This is a genomic window from Lutibacter sp. A64 (genome assembly GCF_022429565.1).
GTDB lineage: Bacteria > Bacteroidota > Bacteroidia > Flavobacteriales > Flavobacteriaceae > Lutibacter.
Genome location: NZ_CP092487.1, coordinates 269,860 through 291,401 on the forward strand (window position 1 = coordinate 269,860; position 21,542 = coordinate 291,401).

Here is a 21,542-nt window from a genome sequence, read left to right on the forward strand (position 1 = left end):
TTATTTTAAGTATACCATATAGTACAGGATAACCTTAATATGATCTTGTTTTATATTTATCAAATATTTTTCAAAATTCGTAATGAACAATAAAATAGATGTTTGAATGATAAAAAAAACAATAAATAAAATGATCAAATACATTACTACCTATTTGTTATTGGTATTAATACTGGTGTTTTCAAGTTGTGAAACTACAACTAAAATTTCCTACAAAGGAGAAGAGTTACCAACAGGAAACAGAACCAAGTATAATTTCAATCCAGATTGGAAATTTATAAAAGAAAACCCTGAAGCAGCCGAGGTTGTTAACTACAATGATGAATCTTGGGATACAGTAAGTTGTCCACATACATTTAATGATGTTGATACTTTTGATGATTTAAGTCTTGGGCATCATAATGGAGAAAAAAATCAATGGAGAGGAACTGTTTGGTATCGTAAACATTTTAAATTACCAGCTGAAGATGCAGGTAAAAAAATATTTATCGAATTTGAATCTGTACGTCAAATAGCTGATGTTTATATCAATGGAAAACATATTGGGCAAAATCAAACAGGGTTTATTCCATTTGGTTTTGATTTAACTTCTTATATTAAATTTGGAGAAGACAATGTAATAGCTGTAAAAGTTAATAACGATCGTAATAGTGATGACTTTAGAGATAACGATCCTCTTGTTTGGAATCACGAACATTGGCATCCAACACATGGTGGAATTTATAGAAATGTATATTTGCATACGATGGATCCTTTACATATTACGTTGCCATTATATGATAATTTAAAAACAGTTGGAACGTATGTGTATGCTGAAAATATCACTGCCGAAAATGCGGATGTTTTTGTAACTGCTGAAGTTAAAAATGAATATGATTCAGAAAAAACAATAAATTTTGAATCTCAAATAATTGATAATGAAGGACAAGTAGTAGGTGTTTCAAATAACAAAAAAACAATTGCTGCAGGTGAACAAATTACTTTTTCTACAACAATAAGTTTGGAAAACCCAAACCGTTGGTACACGCGTAAGCCATATATGTACAAGGTATTATCAATATTAAAGGAAGGAGATAAAATAATTGATTCGTATGAAACACCACTAGGTATTCGTAGTTTCGATTTTAATAAAGATACCGGATTTTGGAATAATGGTGAATATGCTAAATTACATGGTTGGGGACAAAAACCAACCAATGGTTGGGCTGGTCTTGGAGCTGCTTTGCCAAATTGGTTACACGAATTTACATTTAAATTAATGGATGAAGCAGGTGGGAATTTTATTCGCTGGGGACATTGTGCTGGTTCTCCTTCAGAAATTGCTATGGGAGATAAATACGGATTTGTAACCTTAATGCCTGGTGTAAGCGGTGAATCGCAAGATGAAGGTGAAACTTGGGATATTCGTATCGCAGCTTTCCGTGATATGATTGTTTATTATAGAAATCATCCATCTATCTTTATATGGGAAGGAGGAAACTGGGCCGAAACAGCCGCTCATTATGAAGAAATTCTAGATATTATTAATACCTATGATCCTAATGGAAAAAGATTGATGGGTAATAGAAGAGCTGACGTAAAAATGGATTCTGAAGCGTATGTTTCAATTGAAGTTGGTACTGAAGGTTGGGAGCGTGAATATGCGCATTTACCACTAATTGAAAGTGAGTACTGTAGAGATGAAGCACCGCGTCGTATTTGGGACAAGTTTTCTCCTGATGATAATTTTTATAACAATCCAAACCTTAGTAAAAATACGTATAAGTTTGGTTCTGAAAAGTATGCTGTAAGACAAGCAGATCATTGGTGGAATAAAATGGGAAAAAAAGCATACCATAGTGGAGGTGCTAATTGGATTTTTACTGACGGAACTCACGGAGGACGTGGACAAACAGAAGTAACTAGAGCTAGTGGAGAAGTAGATGCAGTTCGACTTCCAAAGGAAGCTTTCTATGCATTAAAAGCAATGTGGAGACCAGAGCCTCAAGTTCATGTAATTGGACATTGGAATTATGCTGAAGGAACAACAAAAGACATGTTTGTGATTTCGAACTGCTCCGAAGTTAAATTATATATAAATGACCAGTTAATAGGAACAAACAATACTCCTAAAGATGGATATGTATTCAAATTCTCTGATGTAGCATGGCAGGAAGGAGCTATAAAAGTAGAAGGATATATTGAAGATAAACTGCGTACTTCTCAAACTAAAACAACAGCAGGTAAACCAGCAGCTATAAAATTGACTTCAATTACAGGAGCAAATGGATGGCGTGCTGATGGATCAGATATCGCATTAATTGATGTTGAAGTTGTAGATGCAAAAGGACAAAGATGTCCGTTAGAAAAAGGGCGTGTTGATTTTACAATTTCAGGTCAAGGAACTTGGAGAGGTGGTTATAATAGCGGAAAAGTAAACAGCACCAATAATTTGTATTTAGACCTAGAAAGTGGTATTAATAGAGTAGCAGTGCGTTCACAACGAACACCAGGTAAAGTTACTGTTACTGCTTCAAAAGATGGTTTTGAAATAGCGAGTATTGATATTACATCACAATTAGTTAATATTAAAAATGGGTTAACAACAGAATTTCCACAGGTGTTTAATAATGGTGAAATAGCAGAAGAACCAATGCCTGCGTATACTCCAGCAATGGAGCCATATGTGCCTAGTGAACAATATAAGAGTAAGCTATTTACTAATTTTAGTTATACCGGAGATTCAAAAGCAATGTTAAGAACCACCTTAATGTGGGGTAAAAAAGCACACACAGATTTAGAATATAATTATACTCATATTCCAAGGTATTTGGTAGATGCAGAGTATATTAGAACTCCAAATTCAGATAAAGGATATTGGGCGCGTGATTTACTGCAATTTATTGCAGGTGAAGCTATGGTGATTTATGTAGGGCATGATGATGCTGTAAAAAGGCCAGAATTTTTATTAAGCGACTATGTGGACACAGGAGATGATTTTAAAATTGATGATCGTACAATTTCTTTATTTAAAAGAACAGCTAAAAAAGGTGAAAGTATTATTATGGCTGGTAATAGTGACGGAGATGTTCCAGAAGATTGTCATATGTATGTAGTAATGGGGAAAAAACTTTAGAGATTTATTTAAATGAGTAAGAATAGCATTAATTGGGGTATTATCGGCTGTGGCGATGTTGCAGAAGTTAAAAGTGGACCAGCATTTCAAAATGTTGAGAATTCCTTTCTAAATGCTGTAATGCGCAGAAATGAAGAGAAACTTAAAGATTTTGCGAAAAGACATCATGTAGAAAAATGGACAACAGATGCCTTAGAATTAATAAATGATAAAAGTACAAATGCTATTTATATTGCTACTCCACCATCTTCGCATTTGCCGTATGCACAGCAGGTTATTGAAGCAGAAAAAAACATCTATTTAGAAAAACCGATGGTGCTAAACAGTAATGAAGCCAAAATACTTTCAAATGCTGTTGTAAATGGAAAAAGTAAAGTAACTATAGCACATTATCGTAGATTTTTACCCGTGTTTATTAAGGTGAAAGAACTGTTAGAAGCAGATGTTATTGGGACTGTTTTAAATGCTGAAATTACAATTTGTCAATCAAAAAATGCAAACTTAATAGCTAAAACTGATGAAAATTGGAGATTAAATTCTGAAATTTCTGGTGGTGGATATTTTCATGATATAGCTCCTCATCAAATAGACTTAATGTGTTATTATTTTGGGGAAGTTGAAACAATTAAAGGAGTTGATGTAGAAAAAAATAAATCAATAGTAGATGTTGTAAAAGGCTCAGTTCTATTTAAAAATGGAGTTCAATTTAAAGGACGTTGGGATTTTAATGCTTTTGAAGATCGGGATAATTGCACTATTTATGGTGAAAAAGGAGATATTTCGTTTTCTTTTTACGGAGAAAAAATTATTGTAACAGTAGAAGGGAAACAAAAAGAATATCTGTTTGAAAACCCCAAACATGTGCAACAACCAATGATTGAACAAACCGTAGGCTACTTTTTGGGGAATAATGCAAATCCTTGTTCTGTTCAAGAAGCAGTAGTTGTTACTAAAATTATGGATGTTTTTTGTGGAGTAAAAAAAACGATAAACAAATTAGAAAGATAAAAGAAAACAAATGATAAAAGCTGATTTTTTAAATATTATATTTTTTTTATTTGTAGGTGTATTTTGTAGCGCTCAAAACCCAATTGTACCAAATAAGGGATTGAATGACCCTCATATTCATATTTTTAATGATACGGCTTATGTGTATGCATCTCATGATAGATCTGCTGAAGATAAAGCATTTATTATGGAAGATTGGTGGATTTGGTCTTCACCAGATTTGGTAAACTGGACTAAGCGTAGTGTTTTAAACCCAAAAGATACCTATATAGGAGAAGGTTTTCAAGGGTGTTGGGCAACGGATGTTGGGGAAAAGGATGGCAAATACTATTGGTATTTTTCAGAAAAAAATCAACAATCAGGAGTTGTAATGGGAGATTCTCCTGTAGGACCTTGGACAGATCCTTTAGGAAAACCATTGTTGGCTTCTGATTTAACACCAACTGATGAGTATGACATGTCTATTTTTGAAGATAATGGAGAACACTACATAATTTTTGGAGTATGGGATTACTATATTGCAAAGTTGAATGATGATATGATTAGTCTTGCTGAAAAACCAAAAAAGTTAATTATAAACAATCCAAGAGGACCTTATAATTCTGACGGTAAGAATTTAGAAAAACCAACTGATGACAAACCATTTGTACACAAATACAACGGTAACTATTATTTGTCTTGGGGGTGTTTTTACGCCATGTCTGAAAATTTATACGGACCTTACGATTATAAAGATACCGTAATAAAAAAAGAAAGTTTTGCTGAAGGATACGATGCGTCGACTTGGCCTAACGGATTTTTACAAGGGCGTCACGGCTCTTTTTTTCAATGGCATAACCAATGGTATTATGCCTATTGTGATATGAGTCAAACCGGTAATCGTTATTTTAGAGATGCTTTTATTAGTTACATACATTATAAAGAAAATGGAGAAATAGCAACTATTAGAGTCGATGGTGTAGGAGTTGGAAATTACAACGCAAATCAGCCTAAAATTGAGGCCGAAGATTATTTTAAAGCAGATGGATTTGTGAAAAAAGAAGTTTACGGAGGATTTGTTGTAGAAACCTCTTTAAACAAAAGTTATTTAAATTACCCAAACATAAATGGTATTAATAAATACACCAAAATTAAATTAAAAGTTTTAACACCAAAAGGAGGATTGTTTTCTTTTAAAATTCGTATTAAAAGTATACAGGGTAAAATAATTGGGAATAAAAAAATAAAATTTAAACCCAAAAATAGTATTGAAGATGTTCTTATTGATTTAAGTGGATTAAAACAGAAAGAAAACATATATATATCAATAGAACAACAAGAGCAGAATAACTTACAAATAGAATCATTTTCATTTGTAAAATAATAGATAATTAAAATAAATTAAATTAAATATAAAACAATAATGAAGAAAGTACTTTTAATAACCTTATTAGCATTTAGTATTCTTTTTCAGTCCTGCACTGAAAATTCATCAAAAAATAATGATTATAAAGATGCGTCTTTGTCAATAGATGAGCGTGTTGAAGCTTTATTACCTTTAATGTCATTAGAAGAAAAAGTGGCACAAATGCGAATTTTTCACGCAAATATTGGTGTTAAACCAGATGAAAATGGCAAATTACAATTATCAGACAAAGTTGTTGAAAAATTAAAAATTGGAATAGCGGGAATTAAAAATCCTGGAGAATATATTGATGCTGTAGCAGCAGCAAAGTTAAATAATGAACTTCAAAAATTTATTATTGAAAATAACAGATGGGGTATTCCAGCTTTATTTGTAACAGAATCATACAATGGTGTTGATGCTGAAGGATGTACCAAGTTTGGTCGCCCAATGACTTCAGCAGCATCATTTAACCCTGAATTGGTTAGAAGACAATGGGATGTTGTAGGTAGAGAAGCAAGATTACGAGGTATGCACATGTGTCATTCACCTGAAGCTGATTTGGTTAGAGACCCACGTTTTGGACGTATGAGTGAAGCTTTTGGAGAAGACACTTATTTAACAACACAAATGGTTAAAAATGCAATAATAGGAGTACAAGGAGACTATGAAGGATTAGGAAATGGAACTCATATTGGAGCAGTTGCAAAACATTTTGCAGGTTACGGTCAAGTATTAGGTGGTTCTAACTTTGCCGCTATAGAAATTTCAGAAAGAACTTTAATTGATGAAATTTACCCACCATTTGAAGCAGCTGTAAAAGAGGCTAAAACATTAGGAATTATGGCATCACATGGAGATTTGAACGGTGTTGCAAGTCATGGAAATCCAGAGCTACTTACAGGAGTACTTCGTGACGATTGGGGATTTGAAGGTTATGTGGTTTCAGATTCAAATGACATTGCCCGCTTGTATTATTTTATGAAAGTTGCTGAATCTCCTGAAGCTGCTGCACAAATGGGCTTAGAAGCAGGAATTGATATTGATTTATATGCCGAAGATTCGTATGCTTACTTACCAGAAATGGTAAAGAAAAATCCAGAATTAGAAAAATTAATCGATAGATCTGTTAGACGCGTATTACGCACAAAATTTATTTTAGGATTATTTGATAATCCTTATATTGATATTGAGGCAGTGAAGAAAGGAAATAGAGCCGCATCTTCTCTAGAATTAGCAAAAGAGTCTGATTTAGAGTCTGTGATTTTATTGAAAAATGAAAATGAAGCCTTGCCTTTAAATAAAAACAAATCACTTAAAGTAGCACTTTTAGGACCGTTGGTAAAAGAAAATACCAAAGAAATGTTTGAATCTGTTACGGGTAATAATATCCAATATATTGCAGAGAGAGGTTTTGCTTTAACCAATGAAAAGGGAGGGGCTCCAAAATTATTAGATAGAGACCCAAAGGCAATTGCAAAATTAGTGAATACTGCCAAAAAAGCTGATGTGGTTGTATTGTTTTTAGGAGGAGATAAATTTACTTCAAAAGAAGCGTATTTTAGTAATAGTACTTTAGGAGACAGAGCAACAATTGACCCAGTTGGACCACAAGATGAATTGGTTGAAAAAATTACAGCTTTAGGTAAAAAGGTAATTGTTGTTTTAAAACATAGAAGAACATTATCAATTAACACAATTGCCGAAAAAGCTGATGCTATTTTAGATACTTGGGACTTAAGTGAGTTTGGAGATGAATCTACTGCAAGAATTATATTTGGAGAGGTATCACCATCAGGAAAATCTCCTGTTACAATACCAAGATCAATAGGGCAAATTCCGTTTCACTATAGTATGAAAGAAATAAATTATAAGAAGGAATATTTGTTTTTAGAAAAAGGACCTTTGTATCCGTTCGGTCACGGGTTAAGTTATGCCTCTTTTGAGTATTCTGATGTAAAATTATCTAGTAACGAAATTACTCCTAATAGCGAAATTGAAGTAAGCGTTTCAGTAAAAAATACAGGAAAAGTAACAGCAAAAGAAGTTGTTCAAATGTATATTAAAGATGAAATAGGATCTGTTACACGACCAGATAAAGAATTAAAAGCATTTGACAAAATTGAATTAAATCCAGGTGAATCTAAAACAGTAACATTTAAAATTACACCAAAAATGTTAGAATTTACGGGACTAAAAATGGAAAAAGTTTTAGAAGCAGGTGATTACAAGGTAATGATAGGAACTTCTTCGGAAACCTATAAAGAAGCAAAGTTTAAATTAAAAAATTAAAAAATCAAAAAAATGAAAAAATCAATATTTACACTTTTAGTCGTTTTTACACTATTTAGCTGTTCCAGTTCTCAAAATGTATTAGCTCAGGTATCTTTAGATAAATCTGAAATTGAAGCATCTATGATTAAGGCTTTAGAATGGCAAGAGGCACATCCAATTTTTGCTATATCACCAACAGATTGGACAGCAGGTGCTTATTATATAGGAGTAGCAAGAGCTCATAAGGCGACGAAAGATATGATATACATGGCAGCCTTAAAAAACCAAGGTTATTGGAACAATTGGCAAACCTATAAGCGATTACATCATGCAGATGATGTAGCTATTTCATATAGTTATTTATATATCGATATGACTGGCGGAAGAAAGAATTTTGTGGACTTAGAACCTACTAAAAAGTTCTTGGATGCACATTTATATGAAGATGATGTATGGAAACAGGGAACCAGAAAAAATGAAATGGGCCAAACTATTTTATGGTGGTGGTGTGATGCTTTATTTATGGCGCCTCCAGTTCTTAACTTATACGCAAAGCAAACAAATCAGCCTAAATATTTAGATGAAATGCATAAGTTTTATATGCAAACTTACAATCAATTGTATGATAAAGAAGAGCGTTTGTTTGCACGTGATATGCGTTTTGTTTGGAAAGGTACAGACAAAGATAAAAAAGAGCCTAATGGGGAAAAAATATTTTGGTCTAGAGGAAATGGATGGGTGCTTGGTGGTTTAGCATTAATCTTAGACGATATGCCTAAAGATTATGAACACAGAGCTTTTTATGTAGATCTTTACAAAGAAATGTCTGCTAGAATATTAGAATTACAACCTGAAAGCGGTTTATGGCATACAAGTTTATTATGTCCAGAAACATATGAACACGGTGAAGTGAGTGGAAGTGGATTTTACACATTTGCACTTGCGTGGGGTATAAACAACGGATTGTTAGATAAAGCTACCTATTTACCTGCAGTGAAAAAAGCTTGGAAAGCTTTAGCTGAATGCCAACATGAAGACGGAAGAGTTGGTTGGGTTCAAAATATTGGTGCATCTCCTGAGCCTGCTTCAGCAAATAGCTGGCAAAACTTTGGAACCGGAGCATACTTAATGGCAGGTAGTGAAGTTTTAAAATTAAAATAAAACACAATTTTAAATACATCTAAATCTCTAGGAATGTATTTACTTCCTAGAGATTTTTGTTTTAACAAATTATTTTATAATTCAATACGCATATCAACAAAAGCTGTCGTAGGAGTTAAATATTTTCGATAGTATTTTTATGAAGTATGAATAGTAAATCAATATGAGAATTAAAAACTTTTTGTTAGTAATCACTTTTTTTAGTGTTGCCTTTTGTCCAGTAAAAAGTCAAGAAAAACCAAATGTTCTTTGGATTACTTGTGAGGACATTAGTCCTTATTTGGGATGTTACGGTTTTGAGCAAGCACAAACTCCAAATTTAGATAAATTGGCAGAGCAGGGTATTTGTTATACTCATGCCTTTGCAAATGCACCAGTTTGTGGTGTTGCACGTACAACGTTGCTTAATGGTATGTATGCACCAACTACAGGTACGCATAATTTTAGAACAAACACACAATTACCAGAAAGTGTACCTGCCTATCCTAAAATTTTAAAAGAAGCTGGTTATTACTGTACTAATAATTATAAAAAAGATTACAATTCTAGTTATCAAACTGATAAAAGCTTATGGAATGAGTCTAGTAAAAAAGCTCATTATAAAAACAGAAAAGAGGGAGAGCCTTTCTTTTCAGTTTTTAATATTACTACAACCCATGAAAGTCAATTAGCCGTAGATAAAATAAAAGACTATGTTGCAAATGGTGATATTCCTAAAACACCTAGAATTAACCCTTTGGATGTTAAATTACCTCCGTATCATCCTGATGTTCCTGAAATAAGAGAAGATTGGGCACGGTTTCATGACTTGATTACTTTAATGGATAAAAAAGTTGGACAGTTTTTACAGGAATTAAAGGATAATAATTTAGAAGATAATACTATTGTGTTTTTTTATTCCGATCATGGGGGAATGTTATCACGTTCTAAACGTTACCTATATAATGTAGGAACACAAGTGCCTTTTATAGTATATGTTCCAGAAAAATGGAGGCACTTAATAGCTTATGAACCTGGAAGTACCGAAGATGGTTTTGTTAGTTTTGTAGACTTTCCTAAAACGTTGCTATCTTTAGTTAATTGCAAAGTACCTGCTAAAATGCAAGGTAAAGTATTTTTAGGAAAAGATAAGGAGGCAAAACCTGAGTATGTACATTTTTATAGAGATCGAATGTCTGAACGTTACGATTTTAATAGAGCGGTAACTGATGGAGAATATTATTTTATTCAAAATTTTGTACCTCATAGACCAAGAGGACGTTCTACTCGCTATGGTTATAAAGTACAGCAGAATTGGAGAGCTAATGAAAGAAGCTTTGAAACAGGTAATTCAAATGCAGTACAATCTCAATTTTATCAACCAAAACAAACGGTAGAATTATTCAATACAAAAATAGATCCTTGGCATATTACAAATATTGCTGAAGAGAAAGAAAGTGCTAAAAATTTAGCTGAATTATCTCAAGAATTAGATAGATGGATGATAGAAATTAGAGATATTGGATTAATTCCAGAGCCTATGTTTCATGATTTAGTAGGTGAAGGTAAAAAGTATGCTACCATATATGAGTATGCGCAAAGTAATGATTATGAAATTGAAAGAATTTTACCAATTGCTAAATTTGCTGCTCAAGGAAAAATTGAACATAAAAAAGATTTTTTAACCTTCATTAAAGATTCAAATCCTATTGTTAGGTATTGGGGAGCTTACGGACTTTTTAGAATAGCTCAAGTTGATAAGGCTATTCAGAAAGAATTAATTCTATTGATAGAAAGTGATATAATTCCAGTAAATAGACTTATTGCTGCACAAGCGCTTGCAATGTCTGGAGCAAAGCAAAAGGCTTTTAACTATTTATACAAAGAAACTAAAAACGCACGAGATGGTTATGTGTTTTTATTTGGTTTAAACGCGTTACAATATTCACATACCGATGAATATTTAAAAAAACAAGATTGGTTAGATTTTCAAAAGCAAACTTTTGAAACGGATGATGCTATAGATAAATATGGAAAAGAGTATAGCAAACGTATTATTACAGATGCTTTAGCTTTATGGCCAAACAGGCGAACTGTTGATTAATTAGGTGAATATAAAAAGAGTTAGCGGGTATATAAATGAACATTTATAAGTATCCAGATATAACAAATAAAATTATGAAGAATCTAATAACTCTTATGTTGGTTTTAATTCTTTTTGGTTGCGCCCAAAAAGAAAAAATTCAATTGACAATCACTATTTTTTAATAGGAACGTTGAGAGATTATATGGGCTGAGAAAAATATGAAAGAGTAGAAGAAAGGGTTGATAAATACTTTCAATCAGAAAAAAAACTTTGTTTAGTAATTGATTCGATGTTTAAAAATTCCTATCCTGATTTGGAGTTTAGTTCATCCGAACATGAAATTTCAAAGAAAGATGAATTTGAATTACACTCTAAAAAATTAGCAAAAAAAAATAGCATCCTTTTACACATTCAAATATTCTGGGCGTGGAAGAGCTAAAGCATATATAGATTTTGATGCCTTAAATATGGACTCTTTAATTAAAGCAGGTAATTTTCATGAAAAATACTTTGATACAATTTTTGAAGGCAATCTAAAACTAAATGTATTTGAGACTGAAAAACAAAAGCTATCTTTTATAACTGGTGCGTATGTTAGATATGGCGGGCACATCGATTCATTATATCACTTAAGGGTTTTTAATTCTTCTAGTAAAGTTAGAGTTTTAGATGAGTTACTAAAAGACGTAGGTTGTACTAATGTAGTATATGATATTAAGAAAACTATTCCAATGGGGCATACTGTTAGCTTCATCTCAACAGTCCCATTAATTAACTATTTTGAAAAATATAAAAAATTGAAATGATTTATTCATAGAATTGTTTCTTAAGGGAAAAAGTTATTTTTTTATAAAAATGATTGCGTTTCAATGACAGTACAGGATAGCTATAACTACATGATTTTATAATATTGATTATTGTAAAAACTTAATAATATTTAAATGAAAAAAAGCATACTCCTTTTATTTTTATGTGTGGTTTACTTAGGTAATGCACAGAATGTGAGACATATTGAAACTATTAATGATAATTGGAACTTCTACAAAGGAAGTTTAGAACAACCTTTTTCAAATGAAACTACAATAGAATGGGAAAAAGTTACGATACCACATTCTTGGAATACAGAAGATATTTTAGATGATGAAGAAGGTTATTACCGTGGAGATGGTTGGTATACAAAAACGCTAGAAATTCCTGAAGTTTATGAAAATCAACAGGTATTTTTGTTATTTGAAGGGGCTAATCAAGTTACATCATTATTTGTAAACGAAAAAGCAGTCGGCGAAGACCATATTGGAGGCTATACTACTTTTGCACGTGATATTACACATGCTATTAAAGCAGGAAGTAATAAAATTTCAGTGAAAGTAAACAATGCACATAACGATGAAATTGTTCCGCAAGCTGCTGATTTCTCTTTTTACGGAGGTATTTATCGCGATATTCAATTAATTATAACAAAACCAGTTCATTTTGAAGTGGCAAATGTAGGTGCTAATGCTATTTTTATAAACACTCCTGAAGTTTCAGAAACAGAAGCAAGTGTATCGGTAAAATCGAAATTAGTTAGACCAATAAAAGGTGCATATTATGTAAAGCAATCTTTGTTTGATGCAAATAATAATTTGGTGAAAGAATTAAAAACAAAATCTAAATTTAATAAAGAAGTTGTTAGTAATTTTTCTATTGAAAATCCAAAATTATGGTCTCCCGAAAATCCTTATTTATACAAATTGGTTTCAGAAGTTGTAAATAGTGACAAAGAAGTTTTAGATCGTATTGAAACCCCTGTAGGACTTAGATGGTTTAGATTTGACGCCAAAGAAGGTTTTTTTATCAACGGAAAACAAACTAAATTAATAGGAACCTGTAGACACCAGGATTTTTATGGAAAAGCAAATGCAGTAAGTGATGAGGTTCATAGAAATGATATGAAATTGTTAAAAGAAATGGGTTCTAACTTTTTGCGTATTGCACATTACCCGCAAGATCCAGCCATTTTAGAAATGTGTAATAAATTAGGTTTTGTTGCAACCTTAGAAATTCCTTTTGTAGACAAGGCGGCAGCAAACGAAGCTGGTAAGCAAAATACAATTAAAATGTTAAAAGAAGCCATTCGTTATAATTACAATAATCCTGCAATTGTTGCTTGGAATTTGGGTAATGAAACCACAATGAAAGCACCTAAAGATCAAGGGGAAGGTTATATTGAGCATTTTGTGGCAACACATAAAGTATTGGCTGAAACCATAAAAGAAGAAGATGAAACTCGTTATTCATATTCAGTTTTCTTTAGAGAACCAAAATATCAAGATGATTTAGGGATTCGTTTTACAGAAATTGTAGGCTACAATAAATATTATGGTTGGTATGTTGAAGAATTAGAAGATATTGATAAAAATTTGAAAAGTTTAGTAAGTCGTTCATTGGAATTAGATCCAGACAAACCATTTATTTTAAGTGAATATGGTGGAGGAGCAGATCCAAGAATTAGATCTTACAATCCAACACGATTTGATTTTAGTGTAGAATATCAATTTTTACTACATAAAACATATATGAAAACCATTTTAGATATGCCTGAAATTGTTGGGGCAAATGTTTGGAACTATGCCGATTTTCAGGTAGAGCATCGTAAAGATGCTGTACCACATATTAATAATAAAGGGTTGGTTTCAACAACAAGAAAGAAAAAAGACGCTTATTATTTATACCAAGCTTTATTGAAAAAAAAACCTTTTTTAGCTATTGCTTCTAAGGGTTGGACTAAAAGAGCTGGTATTGCTGATAATGACGAAGCTTTGGTTGCTACTCAACCAATTACAGTCGTAGGTAACGCAAATGATGTAGAGTTATTTATTAATGGAAAGTCTTTAGGTAAAAAAGAATTCGATTTTTCTATAGCTACTTTTAATGTGCCTTTAAAACACGGAAATAATTTAATTGAAGTAATTTCTAAAAAAGATGGTAACACAATTAAAGATTTTGCGAATATAGAATTTGCTCTTCAGCCTAAAAATCTAAAAAGCGTAACAAATCCATTTAAAGAAATTGCTGTTAATGTTGGTTCAACATGTTATTTTATTGAATCTCATAACGTCGATTATTTATGGATGCCAGATCAAGCGTATAAAAAAGGTAGTTTTGGTTATGTTGGTGGAGATTTATTAAGACACCCAAGTAAAAGAAGAAATACAATTGGTACAGATGTTAGTGTAAAAGGAACCGAAAATGATCCTATTTATCAAACGCAAATGATAGGAATAGAACAATATAAATTTGACGTACCAAATGGAACTTACGAATTGTCGCTGCTTTTGGCTGAATTAAAAACAAAAGAAACCAACATAATGAATGTTTTTGTTAATGGAGAAAAAGTTTGGGAAAATTTAAATTTAAAAGAAATCTATGGAAATGATAGAGGTGTAGCAAAACGCTTTTTAATTACTGTTGAAAATGGTAAAGGAATTTCAGTAGATTTTAAATCTGTTGAAGGGCAAACTAGGTTAAGTGGTATAAAATTAAGAAAAGTGAATTAATTATAGAATTTACTTTTAAACTAAATAACTAAACAAAAAGGTGAATCTGCAGATTCACCTTTTTGTTTTTTAAAGAGATTCTCTGTCAATAAAATTAAAAGGTACTTGCACTTTTTTACAATCATTATTTACAATCATGTTAGCTGCTGTTTGTCCTATAATTTTAAAATCTGTAGAAATTACAGTAATACCTAAAAGTTCTTTTAACGGAGTATCATTGTATGAAATAATTCCAATGTCTTCACCAAGTTTAAATTCCTGTTCTCTTGTTTGTTTTACAAGATTTACTAGATCAGCTTCTTCAATTGTAATAAACAAATCTCCATTTTTTAAAACCATATCATCATAAATTTCATTTAGTATTTCGAAATCTAAATCATGTTCAATGCAAAATTTTTTAAAGCCATGTAAAATTCTTCTAGGGTAAGGATAAATAGCTTTATCATGGTAAACGAGCATAATTTTTTTATACTTCTTAATTTTTGATAAGGCTTGTTTTAGAGCGTTATAAATATCATTTTCAAAATCTTGAAAAATTTCAATAAAACTACCATCTATCTTTTTTGCAAACTTAGTATTATCTAAAATAATTAATTTATTTCTGGGTATTTTCTTAACTTTATTTATAATATTTAGTGTATAACTAATGTGTTTTTGGTTGTCATCTTTAAAATGAGGCATAATAATAAAATAATCAAATGCCGATTTATATTTCTCTAATAAATTTAAAAATAAGTTTTCATCACAATGGTAAATATGTAATTCAGTATGTGAGTTTGGCCCAATATTTTGTATAAAACTATTGTAGGTTTTTTGTTTGTAAGTGCTTAATTTATTAACCAAAAATAAGATATTAACTTTTGAAATTAATTTAGTTTTGGAAATATAAAAACCTTTACCACGAATAGAGGTAATAATGTTTCGTTCCTTAAGAATACTATAAGCTTTTTCAACAGTGTCTCTAGATAAATAAAATTCTTCACTAAACATGTTTATAGATGGAATCTTTTGATCCATAATAAAATTGCCTAAAGAAATATTATAAATAATAGAATCAATTATTTGCTGGTATTTAGGAACTCTAGAGTTCTCGTCAATTTTTATAAACTTTGTTAATTCCATAAATTATTTTTTCTACAGATTAATTAATTTCCTTTACAAATTTATAAAGATTTATATAGTATGCATAATATATAATAATTATTTTATTGGTTTTAAATTAGGGTATAAAACCCTGCAATTTTATTGCAGTACTTTAGTAATGTAAAAAAAAATATCTTTACAATATGACAAATTATGAACGAAAAGGCTCTCACACAGTTAGTAGGTTAAGTTGCCATATTGTTTGGTCTACAAAATACCGTTATAAGGTTTTGAAAGGTGACATAAAAGTAAGGTGTAGAGAGTTATTAATTCAGATTTGTGATGCAGAAGAAGTTGAGATATTAAAAGGAGTAGTTAGTTCAGAGCATATTCATATGCACATTGAATATGCTCCAAAACAAAGTATAAGTTTTTTAGTAAACAAATGAAAGGTAGAATATCCCGTAAATTACAATAAGAGTTTAAGTCTATAAGAAAATCTTATTGGGGTAAACATTTTTGGGCAACAGGCTATGGGGCTTGGAGTACAAGGAATATAATTAATGAAATGCTTAATGAGTATTTAGAGCATCATCGTAAACCAAATTCAGATAATTCTAATTTTATATTAGATTAGTTTAGGGACTTTAAGTCCCTAGTATAAAAAAAACTCTGCACTTGAGAGCAGAGAGATTTAGTTAGTGTGTAATATGTCTTATGAAAAACAAAATATTCAAGAATTAGTTATGTGCCTTTTTTACTTATAATGCCTAACAAGTATAGTCTATATTAAAATATTTAGAATTTATCATTTAAGTAAGTAATTTAAAATTAATTAAGATATATTTATTTTTTATATCTTAATAAAAAAGACTGCGAAGCAAGGTTTTAAGTATTTGTAAATAAAGGTGTTGAGTCTTGTTTGAATTTGTGTTTTTATTCGTTAACACTTAATAAGTGTTTTTACCACATAGTACAGGATACAAAAGTTTTAAAAGAGGTTTACTTTTGAGGTACTAATTAACTAACAAAAAACAAAATAATGAAGAGTTTTAAGTATGTGGATTATTTGTGGGAAGATAAAAAGGCATTTCAGTTTAAGGATAATCAAGTTGATTTATTTCTGTATAGATCAAATATTTTAGGGGCAGATTTAAGAATCACAAATTATGGAGGCGGAAATACCAGTTGTAAAACTATAGAAAAAGATCCACTTACAAATGAAGAAGTTGAAGTTATGTGGGTAAAAGGTTCAGGTGGAGATATTGGAACTTTAACTCGATCTGGAATTGCAGGTTTATATACAAAACGTTTAAGAAATTTAAAAAAAGTTTATGGTGGATTAGACGATGAAGATAGGATGGTTGGCCTTTTTAACCATTGTATTTATGATTTAGATAGTAAAGCGCCATCAATAGATACACCACTGCATGGGTTACTACCTTTTGCGCATATAGATCATTTACATCCAGATGCATTAATTGCGGTTGCTGCGGCTGAAGATAGTGAAAAAGTAACCAAAGAAATTTGGGGAGATACAATGGGGTGGCTACCTTGGCAACGACCAGGTTTTGATTTAGGTTTACAATTAGAAAAATGTTTGGCAAACAATCCCGGAATTCGAGGTATTGTATTAGGGAGCCACGGTTTATTTACCTGGGGAGATACTTCTTATGAATGTTATGTAAATAGTTTAGAGGTTGTTGAAAAGGCGTCTGAATATATAGAGCAAAAAATAAAAGAAAAAGGAAGTGTTTTTGGTGGTCAAAAAATTGAAAGTTTACCTAAAAAAGATCGTTTAGAAAAGGCGGCTCAAATTATGCCTTTATTAAGAGGTTTGTGTTCTTCTGAAAATAGAATGATTGGGCATTTTTCAGATACTGATGTTGTAATGGAGTTTATTAATAGTAATGATTTAGAAAGATTAGCTCCAATGGGAACTTCTTGTCCAGATCATTTCTTAAGAACTAAAATTCAGCCTTTAGTATTAAATTTAGATAAAAATGAAGACTTATTAGATGTTGATGCAATTTTAAAAAAGTTAGAACCAGTATTTAAATCTTACAGACAAGAATATGTAGATTATTATAATACTTGTAAAAAAGAAAATAGCCCTGCTGTTCGTGATGCAAACCCGGTAATAATTATTTATCCTGGAATAGGAATGTTTAGTTTTGCAAAAAACAAACAAACTGCACGTGTAGCTAGCGAATTTTATATTAATGCAATAAACGTAATGCGTGGAGCTGAAGCAATTACTTCATATACTTCCTTACCAAGACAAGAAGCATTTGATATTGAATATTGGTTGTTGGAGGAAGCAAAGTTACAACGTATGCCAAAAGAACAGCCATTATCGCGGAAAGTAGCCTTGGTAACAGGTGCAGGAGGTGGAATTGGAAAAGCAATTGCAGATAAATTAGTAGCAGAAGGCGCTAATGTTGTTTTAACCGATGTAAATGAGCAAAGCTTAATAGAAGCAAATGCAACTTATAAAAGAGATGTTGCTACCTATGCGGTTTGTGATGTTACAAATACAGATTCTATTGCTAGTGCTTATAAAAAAGCAATTTTGGAATTTGGAGGAGTAGATATTATTGTGCATAGTGCAGGATTGGCTATTTCAAAAGCCTTAGAAGATACAACTTATAAAGACTGGAATATCTTACAAAACATTTTGGTAAAAGGTCAATTTGATTTAGCAAAACAAGCTACCAAAATTATGCGTAAGCAAGGTCTGGGAGGAGATTATATTGCAATTGCAAGTAAAAACGGATTAGTAGCAGGACCAAATAACGTTGCTTACGGAACAGCAAAAGCAGCACAACAACATATGGTTCGTTTACTTGCTGCAGAATTAGGAAAAGATCAAATTAGAGTAAATACAGTTAATCCAGATGGAGTTATTGTAGGAAGTAAAATATGGGAAGGTGCTTGGGCAGAAGGTAGAGCTAAAGCCAACGGAATTACAGTTGAAGAACTCCCTGCTTTTTATGCAAAAAGAAATTTATTAAATGAAATTATTACCCCTGAAGATATTGCGAATGGCGTATTTTCTTTAGTTGGAATACTTGATAAATCTACAGGTAACATTATTAATGTGGATGGTGGTATGGCAAATGCCTTTGTGCGATAGCATTATATGTTATAAATAATTATATCAAACATACTTAAATTAGTAAACTAGTTTACTAATTTTTTTGAAACGGATAAATTTTATAAAAATGAAAATAAGAGAAGAACAAATTCAAATTGAAAACCAAAAAGAGTTAACAACTCATATTGAAAATTTAGATTTTTTAGCTAATAAATTATCAAGAAATAATTACAATGTAAATGATATTATATCAAAGCTAACAGAGTTTCAGGTGGCTATTCCAAGTTGGGCTTTAGGTGCTGGAGGTACACGTTTTGGTCGTTTTGGATTTTATGGAGAACCTTCAAATTTAGAACAAAAAATTGAAGATGTTGGTTTAATACATTCGTTAACACAAACTGCTGGAGCTGTTTCTTTACATATTCCTTGGGATGTGCCAGAAGATTATAAAGCAATTAAAGAAATTGCAACTTCATTAGAAATTAAATTTGATGCAGTAAACTCAAATACTTTTCAGGATCAAAAAAACGCTAGAGAAAGTTATAAATACGGTTCTTTAAGTAATGTTAGTCAGGCTGTACGTGAACAAGCTATTCAGCATAATAAAGATGTTATTAATATTGGAAATAAGTTAGGTTCTAAAGCTTTAACTGTGTGGTTGGCAGATGGTTCTTGTTTTCCAGGTCAAAATAATTTTCAAACAGCTTTTCAAAATACACAAAATAGTTTAATTGATATTTACAAAGATCTTCCTGAAGATTGGAAAATGTTAATTGAATACAAGCCTTACGAACCAAACTTTTACAGTACTGTAATTCAAGATTGGGGTACTTCTTTAATGTTAGCAAATGGTTGTGGAGATAAAGCTTATACACTTGTAGATTTAGGACACCATTTACCAAATAGTAATATTGAACAAATTGTTTCAATTTTAAGTTTAAAAGGTAAATTAGGTGGATTTCACTTTAATGATAGTAAGTATGGTGATGATGATTTAACAGCAGGAAGTATTAAACCTTATGCACTGTTCTTAATTTTTAATGAATTAGTATATGGAATGAAAAACAACCCACAAAATCCAGATTTAGCTTGGATGATAGATGCAAGTCATAATGTGAAAGATCCATTAGAAGATTTAATTCAATCTTTAGAAGCTATTCAAGAGTCATATGCAAAAGCATTGTTAGTTGATCAAGATGCTTTAAAATCTGCTCAATTAGATAATGATGTTGTTAAATGTCAAGAAATTTTGCAAGGTGCGTTTAGAACAGATGTTAGACCATTGTTAGAAAAAGCACGTTTAAATGCAGGTGGTGCTTTAAGTCCAATTAAAGCATATAGAAATATAGATGTAAGAAATCAATTAATAGGAGAAAGAGGGAAAAACACTGTAGCTACAGGACTATAAGCTATTTACAATGAAGAAAAAAGTAACCGCAGTTTTTGATATTGGTAAAACCAATAAAAAGTTCTTTTTATTCGACAAGAACTTTAAAGAAGTTCATAAAGAATATATTTCTTTTGATGAAATTAAAGATGAAGACGGGTATCCAACTGAAAATCTTCCAGTCTTAAAAAAATGGTTAAAAGAAGTATTTGACCGTGTTTTAGATACTAAAAAATTCAAAGTAAAAGCTATTAACTTTTCAACATATGGAGCTAGTTTAGTTCATATTGATAAATATGGTAAACCATTAACACCGTTATACAATTACCTTAAATCATTGAATCAAGAAATAATTGATGATTTTTTTAACAAGTATGGTCCTAAAGAAGAATTTTTAAAAACTACTGGATGTTCAGATTTAAGTATGTTAAACTCTGGATTGCAATTGTATTGGTTGAAATATACTAAACCTGAAGTTTATAAAAAAATTAAATATTCATTGCATCTTCCACAATACTTGAGTTATGTTTTTACAGGAATTCCTTTAAGTGAGTATACTAGTATAGGATGTCATACTGCTCTATGGGATTATGGAAAAAAAGATTATCACAGTTGGGTATATGAAGAAGGTATTGATAAAAAACTGGCACCTATAGTTTCTACAGAAACAAGTATTAATATGAATTACAATGGAAATCGTATTAAAATAGGTGTTGGTATTCACGATAGTTCAGCAGCATTACTTCCATATGTAAGAAGTATAAAGAAAAAGTTTGCGTTAATTTCAACAGGAACTTGGAGTATAGTTTTTAATCCATTTACTGAAAATCCTATTTCAACAGATTCAAATGATAAGGATGCTATTAATTATATGCGAATTAATGGGAAGCCTGTAAAAGCATCGCGTTTGTTTTTAGGAAATGAATATAAAATTCAAGTTGAAAAGCTTAGAAAGAAGTATAGTGTAAGTGAAGATTACCATCGTTCTATAAAATTTAACAGTGATATTTTTAAAGATCTTATTAAAGATTTTAAATATAGCTATAAATGGGAAAGTATTGAAAATGAAGATATGGCTGAAACAACTGCTATTTCTTTTGAAACTCATGAGCGTGCTTATCATCAATTAATGATTGAGTTGGTATTGTTGCAAATTAAAAGTGTCAAAAAAGCTATTGGAAATGATCTTATAACTAGACTTTATTTAGATGGTGGCTTTAGTGATAATGATGTTTATACAAAGTTATTATCTCATTATTTTAGAGATAAAAAATTGAGAACAACTAAAGCTTCTTTAGGTTCAGCATTGGGAGCAGCTATATCAATTTCTGATACCAAATTAAATTCAAAATTTTTAAGAGAGAATTATGCTTTAAAAAAGCATGTGCCATTTATTATTAGTGGATGAAATATTTTTAAAACAACACAT

General features: G+C 31.0%; 12 protein-coding genes and 1 pseudogene. 12 read left to right on the forward strand and 1 reads right to left on the reverse strand.

Features of this window, described 5'->3' with window-relative positions; all coding sequences use genetic code 11:
* The first annotated feature begins 130 nt into the window (after nt 1–130).
* The 8 genes from MKD41_RS01095 (at nt 131) to MKD41_RS01130 (ending at nt 14,546) form a co-directional block, all read left to right on the forward strand.
* On the forward strand, nt 131–3,115 hold the full coding sequence (locus tag MKD41_RS01095; protein WP_240243606.1) for a glycoside hydrolase family 2 protein: 2,985 nt from the start codon (nt 131–133) through the stop codon (nt 3,113–3,115).
* 12 nt (nt 3,116–3,127) lie between these two features.
* The gene (locus MKD41_RS01100) at nt 3,128–4,123 is read left to right on the forward strand and encodes a Gfo/Idh/MocA family protein (protein ID WP_240243607.1); all 996 of its coding nucleotides are present in this window, start codon (nt 3,128–3,130) and stop codon (nt 4,121–4,123) included.
* A gap of 10 nt (nt 4,124–4,133) precedes the next feature.
* A complete protein-coding gene (locus tag MKD41_RS01105) occupies nt 4,134–5,486 on the forward strand; it encodes a family 43 glycosylhydrolase (RefSeq protein WP_240243608.1) in 1,353 nt (450 codons plus the stop codon).
* A 39-nt stretch (nt 5,487–5,525) separates the two neighbouring features.
* The gene (locus MKD41_RS01110) at nt 5,526–7,799 is read left to right on the forward strand and encodes a glycoside hydrolase family 3 N-terminal domain-containing protein (RefSeq protein ID WP_240243609.1); all 2,274 of its coding nucleotides are present in this window, start codon (nt 5,526–5,528) and stop codon (nt 7,797–7,799) included.
* 12 nt (nt 7,800–7,811) lie between these two features.
* Complete coding sequence (locus MKD41_RS01115; protein ID WP_240243610.1) at nt 7,812–8,942, forward strand: glycoside hydrolase family 88/105 protein; 1,131 nt, start codon at nt 7,812–7,814, stop codon at nt 8,940–8,942.
* A 163-nt stretch (nt 8,943–9,105) separates the two neighbouring features.
* A complete protein-coding gene (locus MKD41_RS01120; RefSeq protein WP_240243611.1) occupies nt 9,106–11,025 on the forward strand; it encodes a sulfatase family protein in 1,920 nt (639 codons plus the stop codon).
* A gap of 449 nt (nt 11,026–11,474) precedes the next feature.
* Nucleotides 11,475–11,813: a hypothetical protein gene (locus MKD41_RS01125; RefSeq protein ID WP_240243612.1), complete on the forward strand. Its 339-nt coding sequence runs from the start codon at nt 11,475–11,477 to the stop codon at nt 11,811–11,813.
* Between the two features lie 135 nt (nt 11,814–11,948).
* Nucleotides 11,949–14,546, forward strand: a complete 2,598-nt coding sequence (locus tag MKD41_RS01130) for a glycoside hydrolase family 2 TIM barrel-domain containing protein (protein WP_240243613.1) — start codon at nt 11,949–11,951, stop codon at nt 14,544–14,546.
* 69 nt (nt 14,547–14,615) lie between these two features.
* On the opposite strand, the gene MKD41_RS01135 is transcribed toward MKD41_RS01130, so the two are convergent.
* On the reverse strand, nt 14,616–15,668 hold the full coding sequence (locus MKD41_RS01135; RefSeq protein ID WP_240243614.1) for a GntR family transcriptional regulator: 1,053 nt from the start codon (nt 15,666–15,668) through the stop codon (nt 14,616–14,618).
* 164 nt (nt 15,669–15,832) lie between these two features.
* Between MKD41_RS01135 and tnpA the strand changes: the two are divergent.
* From tnpA to MKD41_RS01155, 4 genes and pseudogenes are all read left to right on the forward strand, one after another.
* Nucleotides 15,833–16,266 (forward strand): annotated as a pseudogene (gene tnpA, locus MKD41_RS01140) (IS200/IS605 family transposase).
* Between the two features lie 405 nt (nt 16,267–16,671).
* Nucleotides 16,672–18,765 carry a bifunctional aldolase/short-chain dehydrogenase gene (locus MKD41_RS01145; protein WP_240243615.1) on the forward strand — a complete coding sequence of 698 codons (2,094 nt, stop codon included), beginning with the start codon at nt 16,672–16,674 and terminating at the stop codon, nt 18,763–18,765.
* Nucleotides 18,766–18,853: 88 nt separating this feature from the next.
* Nucleotides 18,854–20,134, forward strand: a complete 1,281-nt coding sequence (locus tag MKD41_RS01150) for a sugar isomerase (RefSeq protein ID WP_240243616.1) — start codon at nt 18,854–18,856, stop codon at nt 20,132–20,134.
* Between the two features lie 10 nt (nt 20,135–20,144).
* Entirely contained in the window at nt 20,145–21,521 is a 1,377-nt protein-coding gene (locus MKD41_RS01155) for an FGGY-family carbohydrate kinase (RefSeq protein ID WP_240243617.1), read from the forward strand.
* Nucleotides 21,522–21,542 lie beyond the last annotated feature (21 nt).

What these genes read in the sequence shown, in the direction of transcription:
- MKD41_RS01110 (WP_240243609.1), top strand. Translation starts at nt 5,526, where the DNA reads ATGAAGAAAGTACTTTTAATAACCTTATTAGCATTTAGTATTCTTTTT.
- MKD41_RS01125 (WP_240243612.1), top strand. Translation starts at nt 11,475, where the DNA reads ATGGACTCTTTAATTAAAGCAGGTAATTTTCATGAAAAATACTTTGAT.
- MKD41_RS01120 (WP_240243611.1), top strand. Translation starts at nt 9,106, where the DNA reads ATGAGAATTAAAAACTTTTTGTTAGTAATCACTTTTTTTAGTGTTGCC.
- MKD41_RS01105 (WP_240243608.1), top strand. Translation starts at nt 4,134, where the DNA reads ATGATAAAAGCTGATTTTTTAAATATTATATTTTTTTTATTTGTAGGT.
- MKD41_RS01135 (WP_240243614.1), bottom strand. Translation starts at nt 15,668, where the DNA reads ATGGAATTAACAAAGTTTATAAAAATTGACGAGAACTCTAGAGTTCCT.
- MKD41_RS01115 (WP_240243610.1), top strand. Translation starts at nt 7,812, where the DNA reads ATGAAAAAATCAATATTTACACTTTTAGTCGTTTTTACACTATTTAGC.
- MKD41_RS01150 (WP_240243616.1), top strand. Translation starts at nt 18,854, where the DNA reads ATGAAAATAAGAGAAGAACAAATTCAAATTGAAAACCAAAAAGAGTTA.
- MKD41_RS01100 (WP_240243607.1), top strand. Translation starts at nt 3,128, where the DNA reads ATGAGTAAGAATAGCATTAATTGGGGTATTATCGGCTGTGGCGATGTT.
- MKD41_RS01155 (WP_240243617.1), top strand. Translation starts at nt 20,145, where the DNA reads ATGAAGAAAAAAGTAACCGCAGTTTTTGATATTGGTAAAACCAATAAA.
- MKD41_RS01095 (WP_240243606.1), top strand. Translation starts at nt 131, where the DNA reads ATGATCAAATACATTACTACCTATTTGTTATTGGTATTAATACTGGTG.
- MKD41_RS01145 (WP_240243615.1), top strand. Translation starts at nt 16,672, where the DNA reads ATGAAGAGTTTTAAGTATGTGGATTATTTGTGGGAAGATAAAAAGGCA.
- MKD41_RS01130 (WP_240243613.1), top strand. Translation starts at nt 11,949, where the DNA reads ATGAAAAAAAGCATACTCCTTTTATTTTTATGTGTGGTTTACTTAGGT.